This is a genomic window from Nocardia sp. CDC160 (genome assembly GCF_035818795.1).
Classification (GTDB): domain Bacteria; phylum Actinomycetota; class Actinomycetes; order Mycobacteriales; family Mycobacteriaceae; genus Nocardia.
Genome location: NZ_JAYKYT010000004.1, coordinates 699,815 through 712,353, shown reverse-complemented (window position 1 = coordinate 712,353; position 12,539 = coordinate 699,815). Strand labels below are relative to the sequence as shown.

Genomic DNA, 12,539 nt, shown 5'->3' with positions numbered 1-12,539 from the left:
CGTCCAATGGTCTGACCGCGCCCAATGGCCCATCCCAACAGCGGGTGATCCGCCAGGCCCTCGCCGCCGCCGGGCTGCGGGCCGACGAGGTCGATGCGGTGGAGGCGCACGGCACGGGCACCGTCCTGGGCGACCCGATCGAAGCGCAGGCCCTGCTGGCCACCTACGGACAGGACCGCGAGCAGCCGCTGCGGGTGGGCTCGATCAAATCGAATCTCGGACACACGCAGGCCGCCGCGGGCGTCGCCGGTGTGATCAAGATGGTGCTGGCCCTGCGACACGGCGTGCTGCCGAAAACCCTGCACGTGGACCGGCCTTCGACGCACGTGGACTGGTCGGCGGGCGCGGTGGAGCTGCTCACCGAGCAGAGGGCCTGGCCAGTTGGCGACCGGCCGCGCCGGGCGGGTGTCTCGTCCTTCGGTATCAGCGGCACCAATGCCCACGTCATTCTCGAACAGTTCCCCGAGACCGATCCGATGCCGCGTGAGCTGCCCGCGGGCGAGGTGCCGTGGGTGCTATCGGCCAAGAGTCAGCGGGCCCTCGACGACCAGGTGGATCGGCTGCGAGCGTTTGTCGCGGAGCGAGAGACGCTCTCGCCCTGGGACATCGCGCACGCCCTGGAGGGGCGATCTCGGTTCTCCCATCGGGCTGTCCTGTTGGCCACGGCCGAAGGATTCTCGGAGCTCGCGCGCGGCGTCGCCGCCGACGGGCCCTCGGCCTTCCTGTTCTCCGGCCAGGGATCGCAGTGGCCGGGCATGGGACGCGAACTCTCCGAACGGTTCCCGGTCTTCGCCGCTGCCTTCGACGAGCTCTGCGCTCGGTTCGACACCGAGCTCGAACGGCCGCTGCGAGACGTCATCGACGCCGAGCCCGGGCTGCTCGAACAGACCGGATACACCCAGCCCGCGCTGTTCGCGCTCGAGGTCGCGCTGTACCGCCTGCTGGAATCGTGCGGCGTCACACCGGATTTCGTCGCCGGGCATTCGATCGGCGAACTGGCCGCCGCCCACGTCGCCGGGGTGCTCGACCTCGCCGACGCGTGCACGCTGGTGGCCGCGCGCGGCAGGCTCATGCAACAGCTGCCCGCCGGGGGAGCGATGGTCGCGCTCCGGGCGAGCGAGACCGAAGTCGTCGCGGCGCTGACCGATCGGGTGAGCATCGCCGCGATCAACGGACCGGAATCGGTGGTGATCGCCGGGGACGAGGACGCGGTCGAGTCGGTCGTCGCGCACTTCGCCGACCGTAAGACCACGCGGCTACGGGTGAGCCATGCCTTCCATTCGCCGCGCATGGACGCGATGCTCGAGGCTTTCCGCGAGGTCGCGGCTCGCCTGCGCTACGACGCACCGCGAATCCCGGTGGTGTCCACGCTGACCGGTGCCGTGGTCGAGTCCTTCGACGCCGACTACTGGGTCCGCCACGTCCGCGAGACGGTTCGATTCGCCGACGCGATACAGACCCTCACCGAGTCGGGTGTGCGTGCCATGCTCGAGCTGGGTCCCGACGGGGTGCTGTCCGCCATGGCGCAGGAAACCACTCGGGTACCGGTCCACCCCGCGTTGCGGAAGGACCGCGACGAACACACCGCCCTGCTGACCGGGTTGGCGTCGCTGTACGTCAGCGGTGTCCCGGTGCGGTGGTCGGCGCTGTATCCGGCGACCGATCCGCGCCGAATCGACCTGCCCACCTATGCCTTCCAACGCCAGCGGTACTGGCCCACGCTCGCGCCGGGCGATGTCGCCGCCGCCGGGCTTTCTTCGCCCGAGCACCCCCTGCTGGGCGCGGTCGTGGAACCGGCCGAGGGGGACGGCGCGGTCTTCACCGCTCGGCTGTCCACCGCGACCCACCCCTGGCTGGCCGATCATGTCATCGGTGCGGCGGTGGTGTTCCCGGGCACCGGATTCCTCGAACTGGCCCTGCACGCCGGACACCTGCTCGACTGCCCCCGGGTCGCGGAACTGACCCTCGAAACCGCGCTCGTCCTGGACCCCGGTGACCAGATCCTCCTTCAGGTGTTGGTCGGGGCCGCCGACGCAACGGGGCATCGTACGGTGTCGGTGTACTCGGGTGCGGGCGACCGGGAGTGGACGAGACACGCGGTCGGAACGCTGGCACCGCAACAGGATCGGGCGGCAGCGCTCGACGCGCCGTCGACCTGGCCACCCGCGGCCGACGGCGCGGACGTCGACGAACTCTACGCGGGCTTCGCCGAGGCCGGGTTGCACTATGGCCCGGCCTTCCGCGGCCTGCGCGGAGCCTGGCGCCTCGGCGCGGAGGTCCATACGGAGGTGGCCCTGCCCGGTGGTGAGGCCACGGGTTTCGGCTTGCATCCGGCCCTGCTGGACGCGGCGCTGCACGCCAGTGCCCTGGGTGGATTCGTCGAGCGCGCGGACATCGCGCACCTGCCGTTCGTCTGGTCCGGGGTGTCGCTGTATGCGACCGAGGCCGCGGTGTTGCGCGTGATCATCGCGTCCGTCGGACGAGATGCGGTGTCGCTGCGGGCATTCGACGCCCTCGGTCGGCCGGTCGCCGATATCGAGTCGCTGACCGTGCGGCCGGTCGACACCGGAGCGCTGCACCGTGGCCCCGCCCGCGATTCCCTGTTCCAGATCGAGTGGACGGAAGTATCGGTCCCGCAGCAGGATTCGGTGCCCGACAGCACCGTGTTCGAATGCCCCCGGACCGTGGGCGACGTGGTCGCTGCCGTACACGGCGCGACTCGGCTCACCCTGGACACACTCCAGAAGTGGCTCGGTGCAGAACATTCCGACGATGCCAGGCTCCTTGTGGTGACTCGCGGCGCGATGACGGCCCAGGCCGGTGAACAGGTCACCGACCTGGCACACGCCGCGGTCTGGGGTCTGGTGCGCACGGCACAGGCCGAACATCCCGGCCGAATCGTGCTCGCCGACCTCGACGCCGCCGACCTGGACGCGGACATCGTCCGGACCCTCCTGTCCACCGGAGAACCGCAGGTGGCCTTGCGGTCCGGTGTCGTGCTCGCGCCCCGGCTGACCCGGGCGACCGGACGCGACATCCTGGTGCCGCCTGTCGGCGAGCCGTCGTGGCGGCTCGACATCGTCGGTCAGGGCACCCTCGAAAACCTGGAATTGGTGGCCGATCCCGCCGCGCGACAGCCGTTGGCGGCGGGGGAGGTGCGCATCGCGGTCCGCGCCGCGGGCCTGAACTTCCGCGATGTGCTCAACGCACTCGGCATGTACCCCGGCGAGGCCGGTCGGCTCGGGCTCGAAGGCTCCGGCATCGTGATCGAAACCGGGCCCGGCGTCACCGATCTCGCGGTCGGGGATCGCGTCATGGGACTGCTGTCGGGGGCCTTCGGTCCGGTGGCGGTGGCCGATCGACGATTGCTCACCCGCCTGCCCGCGGGCTGGACCTTCGCCCAGGGCGCAGCCACCACGCTGGTGTTCCTCACCGCCTACTACGGTCTGGTCGACCTGGCCGAGGTCCGCGCGGGCACCAAGGTGCTCGTGCACGCGGCGGCGGGCGGTGTCGGCATGGCGGCGGTGCAACTCGCGCGCCACCTCGGGGCGGAGGTCTTCGGCACGGCCGGACCCGGAAAGTGGGAGGCGCTGCGCGAGTTGGGAATCGAGGACTCGCATATCGCCTCCTCGCGCACCCTCGAATTCGAGCAGCGATTCCTCGCGGCCACCGGCGGCCATGGCGTCGACGTCGTGATCGACTCGCTGGCACGCGAATTCGTCGATGCCAGCCTGCGGCTGCTGCCCGAAGGCGGGCGATTCCTCGAGATCGGCAAGACCGATATCCGCGCCGCGGACGATGTAGCCGCCACGCATGCCGGTGTCTCGTACCAGGCCTTCGATCTGATCGAGGCGGGCCCGCAACGGATTCAGGAGATGCTGCTCGCGCTCGTGGAGCTGTTCGACACCGGAGCGCTGCGACCGCTGCCGATCACCACGTGGGATATCGGGCAGGCCCGCGAGGCCTTCCGATACGTCAGCCAGGCCCGCCATATCGGCAAGGTCGTGCTGACCGTGCCCGCGGCGCTCACCCCGGGCACGGTGCTCGTCACCGGCGGCACCGGTGTGCTCGGCGGCGCGGTCGCCCGGCACCTGGTGACCGCGCACGGGGTGCGCAGGCTCGTGCTGACCGGCCGCCGCGGCATCGCACCCGCCGAGCTCATCGCCGAGCTGGAGCAGGCCGGAGCCGAAATCACGGTTGTGGCTTGCGATCTCACCGATCGCGAGGCGGTGGCGGGATTGCTGGCCGCCATCCCGGACCTGACCGGGATCGTGCACGCGGCGGGCATCGTCGAGGACACGCTGATCGAAACCATGAGCCCGGACCAACTCGATGCCGTGCTCACCCCCAAGGCCGACGCGGCCTGGCATCTGCACGACCTCACCCGCCACTTGGACCTGGCCGAATTCGTGCTGTTCTCCTCCGCCGCCGGTGTTTTCGGCAATGCGGGGCAGGGCAATTACGCGGCCGCCAACGCCTTCCTCGACGCCCTGGCCCGGCAGCGGCGGGCCGCGGGCCTGCCCGGCCTGGCCCTGGCCTGGGGAATGTGGGAGCAGCGCAGCGGAATCACCGCGCACCTCGGCCCGGCCGACCTGGCCCGCATGGCCCGCGCTGGCAGCCGAGCCCTGCCCACGGCCGACGCGCTCGCCCTCTTCGACACCGCGCGTGGCCTCGGCGAACCCGCACTGGTTCCGGTCCGACTGGACACCGCCCGGCTCACCGGCACGGAATCACCGCTGCTGCGTGGGCTGGTCCGCACGACCGCGCGGCGCAGCGCGGGCGGGCTCGCCGCCGACGACCCGAACCTGGCTCGCCGACTGGGCGGCATGGCCGAGGCGCAACGGCGGCAGACCCTGCTGGAATTGGTCACCGGGCACACCGCGACCGTGCTCGGCCACACCGGATCCGGTGCCGTCGAACCCGACCGCGCCTTCGGCGATATGGGCTTCGACTCGCTCACCGCGGTCGAACTGCGCAACCGCCTGGCCGCCGACACCGGGCTACGGCTGCCCGCCACCCTGGTGTTCGATCACCCGACACCGCGGGCACTGGCCGACTTCCTCGGCACCGAATTGCTCGGGGCCGCACCGGAGAACGCGGTCGCCGCGCCAGCCTCCGTCGCGGCCGACGAACCGATCGCCATTGTCGCCATGAGCTGCCGGTTCCCCGGCGGAGCCAACTCGCCCGAAGAACTGTGGCGACTGCTCGTCGAGGGCGAGGACGCCATCGCGGCCTTCCCGTCCGACCGCGGCTGGACCGTCGACGCCGCGGCGGCGGGCGCGGTCGAGGGCGGATTCGTCGACGGCGCCACCGAATTCGACGCGGGCTTCTTCGGCATCTCCCCGCGCGAGGCCCTGGCCATGGACCCCCAACAGCGACTACTGCTCGAAACGTCCTGGGAGGTCCTCGAACGCGCGGGCATCTCCCCGACGCAGTTGCGCGGCAGCCGCACCGGAGTGTTCATCGGCGCGGCCGCCTCCGGGTATGGGGTCGGCGTGGACACGGCACCCGAGGGCATCGAGGGCTATCTGCTGACCGGCAATACCGGCAGCGTGATCTCCGGTCGCGTCGCCTACGTGCTGGGCTTGGAGGGCCCCGCGATTACGGTAGACACCGCCTGCTCGTCCTCCCTGGTCGCCCTGCACCTGGCGTGTGAATCCCTGCGCCGGGACGAATGTTCCATGGCCCTCGCCGGCGGCGTCACCGTCATGGCGACACCGGGCATCTTCGTGGAATTCTCGCGCCAGCGCGGCGTGGCCGCCGACGGGCGCTGCAAGGCCTTCTCCGCCGCCGCCGACGGCACCGGGTGGGGCGAGGGCGTCGGAATCCTCATGCTGGAACGACTTTCCGACGCGCGCCGCAACGGGCACCAAGTGTTGGCGGTAGTGCGGGGCAGCGCCGTCAACCAGGACGGCGCGTCCAATGGCCTGACCGCGCCCAACGGGCCTTCCCAACAGCGGGTCATCCGGCAGGCGCTGGCCAATGCCGGTCTGCGCGCGTCGGATATCGACGCGGTGGAGGCGCACGGCACCGGCACCGCGCTGGGCGATCCCATCGAGGCGCAGGCACTGCTGGCCACCTACGGGCAGGGCCGTGAGCGACCGCTGCTGCTCGGTTCGATCAAATCGAATATCGGTCACACCCAGTCCGCGGCCGGTGTGGCCGGTGTGATGAAGATGGTGCTGGCGCTGCAGCACGGGATGCTGCCCAAGACGCTGCACGCGGATTCGCCCTCACCCCAGGTGGATTGGTCGGCCGGTGCGGTCGAACTGCTCACCGAGGCGACGCCGTGGCCCGAGGTCGACCGCCCGCGACGCGCCGGGGTGTCCTCCTTCGGCATCAGCGGGACCAACGTCCACGCCATCCTCGAACAGGCACCGCCGACGCAAACACCGGATCGTCCCGAACCGGTGCGCGACGCGGGAGTGCTGCCGTGGGTGCTGTCGGGCGGCAGCGAACGAGCGGTGTGGGCGCAAGCCGCGAAACTGCATGCGCGCCTGGAGCTTCGGCCCGACGCGAATGCCGCGGACGTGGCGCTGTCACTGGTGCGCATGCGTGCCGCCCACCCCTATCGCGCCGTCGTGCTCGGCGGCGACCGGGACGCGCTGATGAGCGGACTGCGGACCCTCGCCCAGGGCGGTGCGGCGGCACAGCTGGTCGAAGGCGTGGCGAGCCCGGTCGGCCGCATCGCCTTCGTCTTCCCGGGCCAGGGATCGCAGTGGTGCGGTATGGCACTGGAATTGGCGCGCTGGTCGCCGGTGTTCGCGGAACGACTGCACGAATGCGCCACGGCGCTCTCGGAATTCGTGGATTGGCGACTGACCGACGTGCTGGCCGACGCGGACGCGCTCGAACGCGTCGACGTGGTGCAACCGGCGCTGTGGGCGGTCATGGTGTCGTTGGCGGCGCTGTGGCGTTCGTTCGGGGTCGAGCCCGCCGCGGCGCTGGGTCACTCCCAGGGGGAGATCGCCGCCGCGGTGGTCGCGGGCGGTCTGTCCCTCGAGGACGGTGCCCGGGTCGTCGCCCTGCGCAGCAAGGCGATCGGCGCGCTGGCCGGACACGGCGGCATGGTGGCGGTCGCCTGTCCGGTGGAGGAGCTGGGCGCACTCGGCGACGGACTGTCGCTGGCCGCAGTGAACGGGCCGAATTCCCTTGTCGTGTCCGGTGATCCGCGGGCACTCGACGCCCTGCTCACCCGCTGCGAGGCCGAAGGCATTCGCGCACGCCGGATTCCGGTCGACTACGCCTCGCATTCCGCGCACGTGGAGGCGATCCGCGCCGAACTGGCAGAGCTGCTGGCCGACGTGCGACCGCAGAGCTCGCCGATCCCGTTCTACTCGGCCGTCACCGGCACGCTCCTGGACACGGCGGAGCTGGACGGCGACTACTGGTACCGGAACCTGCGCGAGACAGTGCGTTTCGAGCAGGCGACCCGGGCCCTGATCGCCGACGGGCATCGCGGTTTCATCGAGACCAGCGCGCATCCCGTGCTGACGGCCGCGATCCAGGAAACCCTCGACGCCGCCGACAGCACGGCGGTCGTGGTCGGTTCCCTGCGTCGCGACGCGGGTGACGGCGAGAGGATGCTGCTGTCGCTGGCCGAGGCGTACGTGGGTGGCGTGCCGGTGCGCTGGGAGGCGGTCCTGCCCGACGCCGCCCCGATCGAGCTGCCGACCTATGCGTTCCAGCGCGAACGCTATTGGCTCGAGCCCAGTTCCGGCGGCGCTGTCCGCCCGGTGCGGCAGGCCGAGGAGTTCGCGGTCCCGGAAGGGCCCGCGCTCGCGGCCCGACTCACCGGCAAATCCAAGGACGACCAGTTGCGCGAATTCCTGGATCTGGTGCGCACCCACGCGGCCGCCGTGCTCGGACACGACGGGCCGCAGGCGGTGGAACCCGCGCGGGCCTTCAGCGAGATCGGCTTCGATTCGGTGATGGCCGTGGACTTCCGCAACCGGCTCGCCGCCCGCACCGGACTCGAGCTCCCCGCGACCATGGTCTTCGACTACCCGACCCCGGCCGCCCTCGCCCGGTACCTGCGCGCAGAAACCGTGGGCGGAACGGTCGCGACCACGGCGACGCGGGCCGCGGCGGCCGCCGACGAACCTCTCGCCATCATCGCCATGAGCTGCCGATTCCCGGGCGGCGTCACGTCGCCCGAGGACCTGTGGCGGCTCGTGGTGGAGGGCCGCGACGCGGTGTCGGCCTTTCCCTCCGACCGCGGCTGGGACATCGACAACCTCTACGAACCCGAACCCGGGCGCGCGACGACCTACGAGGGCGGATTCCTCTACGACGCCGGCGATTTCGATCCCGGCTTCTTCGGCATCTCCCCGCGCGAGGCCCTGTCGATGGACCCGCAGCAGCGGCTGCTGCTCGAAGTCTCCTGGGAGGCCTTCGAACGCGGCGGCATCGACCCGGAGTCGTTGCGCGGCACCGAAACCGGCGTGTTCATCGGCTCCGCCTTCTCCGGTTACGGACTCGGCGCGCCCGAGAACGCCGACGGCTACGCCCTCACGGGCACCATGTCCGCGGTCATGTCGGGCCGCCTGTCCTACGCCTACGGGCTGGAAGGCCCGGCCGTCACCATCGACACGGCCTGCTCGTCCTCGCTGGTGGCACTGCATCTCGCGGGACAGGCCCTGCGCAATGGGGAATGCTCACTGGCGCTGGTCGGCGGATCCCAGGTGATGGCCAATCCCGCCATGTTCATGGAGTTCAGCCGTCAGGGCGGACTCGCCGCCGACGGGCGCTGCAAGGCGTTCGCAGCGGCCGCCGACGGCGCGGGCTGGGCCGAGGGGGTGGGCGTGCTGCTGGTCGAGCGGCTGTCCGACGCCCGCCGTCACGGCCACCGGGTGCTGGCTGTCATGCGCGGCTCGGCCGTGAACCAGGACGGTGCGTCCAATGGGCTCACCGCGCCGAACGGCCCTGCCCAGCAACGGGTTATCCGGCACGCGCTCGCCAATGCCGGGCTGCGTCCCGCCGATGTCGACGCCGTCGAGGCGCACGGCACCGGCACCACGCTCGGCGATCCCATCGAGGCCCAGGCGCTGCTGGCGACCTATGGACAGGATCGCGAACAGCCCTTGCTGGTCGGGTCGCTGAAATCCAATATCGGACACGCCCAGACGGCGGCCGGGGTCGCCGGTGTCATCAAGACGGTGCTCGCACTCCAACACGGGGTGCTGCCCAAGACACTGCACGTGGACGCGCCCACACCGCACGTGGATTGGTCGGCGGGCAAGGTCGAGGTGCTGACCGAGAACCGCGAGTGGCCGCAGGTCGCGCGGCCGCGTCGAGCCGGGGTGTCGGCGTTCGGCGTGAGCGGCACCAATGCGCATGTGATCCTGGAACAGGCTGCGCAGCAGGTGGATTCACCGGAGCCGACCCAGCCCATCGAAGCGGTGCCGTGGGTCGTCACCGCCCGGACCCGGCAGGCCCTGCGTGCCCAGGCCGGTCGACTGCTCGCCCTGGCGTCCGACACCGACCCCGTCGATCTCGGATATTCGTTGGCCACCACCAGAACCCACCATTCTCACCGTGCCGTCGTGGTCGGCGGCGACCGTGCGGAGCTGGTGGCCGGGCTGACCGCGCTCGCCGCGGGCGACGCCGCGGCGGGCATGGTGGACGGTGTGGCCGTCGAGCGCGGCAAGGTGGCCTTTGTGTTCCCGGGCCAGGGTTCCCAATGGCCCGGCATGGCCTTGGAATTGGCGCGAAGCTCGGCGGTGTTCGCCGCACGGCTCGACGAATGCGCCACGGCCCTGGCCGAATTCACCGACTGGTCGCTGCTCGACGCGCTGGCCGATGCCGCGATGCTGGAGCGGGTCGATGTCGTGCAGCCCGCGCTGTGGGCGGTCATGGTGTCGCTGGCGGAGCTGTGGCGGTGCCACGGCGTCGAACCGGCCGCGGTCGTGGGGCATTCGCAAGGTGAGATCGCCGCCGCCGTCGTCGCCGGTGGGCTGACGCTGACCGACGGCGCGCGCGTGGTCGCCCTGCGCAGCAAGGCCCTGCTCGCATTGGCCGGACGCGGCGGCATGATGTCGGTGTCGCTGTCGGCCGCGGACATTCGCGACCGGCTGGGGGACAGGTTGTCGCTGGCGGCGGTCAACGGCCCGAATTCCGTGGTGGTGTCCGGTGATCCCGACGCGCTCGACGGCCTGTTCACGCGCTGCGAGGCCGAAGGCATTCGGGCCCGGCGGATTCCGGTCGACTACGCGTCGCATTCCGCGCACGTGGAGGCCATTCGCGCCGAGCTGGCCGAACTGCTCGAACCGGTACGTCCGCGTTCGTGTGAGATCCCGTACTACTCGGCGGTCACCGGACAGCGCCTGGACACCGCGGAACTCGACGGCGACTACTGGTACCGGAACCTGCGGGAAACCGTCCACTTCGAACAGGCCACCCGGGCGCTGCTCGCCGACGGATTCGACGTGTTCGTCGAGTCGACCCCGCATCCGGTGCTGACGGTGCCGGTGCAGGAGACGGCCGAGCAGGCGCTGGTCGTCGGATCACTGCGGCGCGACGACGGCGGCCCGCGCCGGTTCCTCACCTCGCTGGGCGAGCTGTTCGCCAACGGGGTCGCGGTGCGCTGGGAGACCGTGTTCCCCGGCGGGCGGCGGGTCGACCTGCCGACGTATCCATTCCAGCGGCAACGGTTCTGGCTGACCCCGACCCCCGTGGCAGCCGTCGCCGAGGACGCGGAATTCTGGGCCGCCATCGAACAGGGCGATCCCGACGCCCTCGCGGCGACACTGCGCGTCGACGCCGATCGCCCCCTGTCGGAGGTGCTGCCCGCGCTGTCGGCCTGGCGGCGCGGCCGCCGCGACCGCTCCACCATCGACTCCTGGCGCTACCGGATCACCTGGAAACCACTGTCGCAGCGGCCGACTCCGGCCTTGACGGGCACCTGGCTGGTGGTCGGCCCGCCCGGCGGCATCGCCGGTGTGCGCACGAAGGCCGTGATCGCCATGCTCGAGGAACACGGCGCGGAGGTCATCGAACTGCTGACCTCCGAGAGCGAGCGCGGCCCGCTCGCCGACCGCCTGCGTCGGCTGCCCGCGCTGGACGGGGTGGTATCGACCTCCGCATTCGACGAGCGTGCCAGCGTCGAATACCCGGCGGTGCCACGAGGATTGGCCACCACCTTCAGCCTCGTTCGAGCCCTGCTGGACGCGGGCGTGAGCGCCCCGGTGTGGCTGCTCACCAGTGACGCGGTCGCGGTCACCGGCTCCGATCCGCTGGCCGCCCCGATACAGGCCCAGACCTGGGGCTTCGGTCGCATTCTCGCCCTGGAACACCCCGACCTGTGGGGTGGTCTGATCGATCTGCCCGCCGAACTCGACGCCGCCGCGGCCTCGAATGTGGTTGCGCTGCTGTCCGGGTGGGACGACGAGGACCAGGCGGCGGTGCGCGCGGCCGGAACCTTCGGGCGGCGGCTGGTCCGCACTCCGCTCGGCGACGCACCCGCGGCCCGCGAGTGGAAGCCGCGCGGCACCGTGCTCATCACCGGCGGCACCGGTGCGCTCGGCGCACAGGCCGCGCGCTGGCTGGCTCGCCGCGGAGCCGAGCATCTGGTGCTGGCGGGCCGACGCGGGCCGGACGCACCCGGCGCGGCGGCACTGGCCGACGAATTGCGGGCGCTCGGAGTCGAAGTCACCCTCGCCGCCTGCGATGTCGCCGACCGCGACGCCCTGGCCGCGGTGCTCGAGAAATACCCCGTCACGGCCGTCGTGCATGCGGCCGGATTCGGTGAGACCGCGCCCATCGCGGAGACGGACCTGGCTGAATTCGCCGCGATCACGGCGGCGAAATCGTTGGGGGCGGCCAATCTCGACGCCCTGATCGCGCCCGGCACACTCGACGCGCTGGTGTTCTACTCCTCGAACGCGGGCGTGTGGGGTGCCTGGGGGCAGGCCGCCTACGCCGCGTCGAACGCCTACCTCGACGCGATCGCGGCCGAGCGGCGCGCCCGCGGTGAGGTGGCGACCTCGATCGCCTGGGGCTCCTGGCACGGCGACGGCATGGCCGAGGGCGAGGTGGGGGAGCGGCTGGTGCGGCGCGGGGTGCTGCCCATGGCACCCGAGCTCGCGCTCACCGCGCTGGGACAGGCGCTCGACCACGACGAGACCTTCGTCGCGGTCGCCGAGATCGACTGGGAGCGTTTCGTTCCCGCGTTCACCCTGGCCCGGCGGCGACCACTGCTGGACGAACTGCCCGAGGTCCGGCGCATTCTCGACGCACCCGACCCGGACACCGAACCCGACGCGGACGCGGCGGGCGGACTGCGGGAACGGTTGGCGGGCCTGCCGGACGCCGCGCGCGACCACGAGCTCACCGAACTGGTGCGCAGCCAGGTCGCGGCCGTGCTCGGGCACCACGGCACCGAGGAGATCGAAGCCGGGCGCGCCTTCCGGGACCTGGGCTTCGATTCGCTCACCGCGGTCGAACTCCGCAACCGCCTGACCCGGGCGACCGGACTGCGACTGCCCGCAACCCTGGTGTTCGAATACCCGACGCCCGCCGCGCTGTCGGGCTACCTGCGC

The 12,539-nt window shown here is 71.5% G+C and carries 1 pseudogene (cut by a window edge); it reads left to right on the top strand.

Annotated features, from left to right (window positions below):
- A pseudogene (locus tag VMT40_RS24790) lies at window positions 1-12,539 on the top strand (type I polyketide synthase) (its annotated part extends 5,146 nt beyond the left edge of the window); the annotation flags it as partial.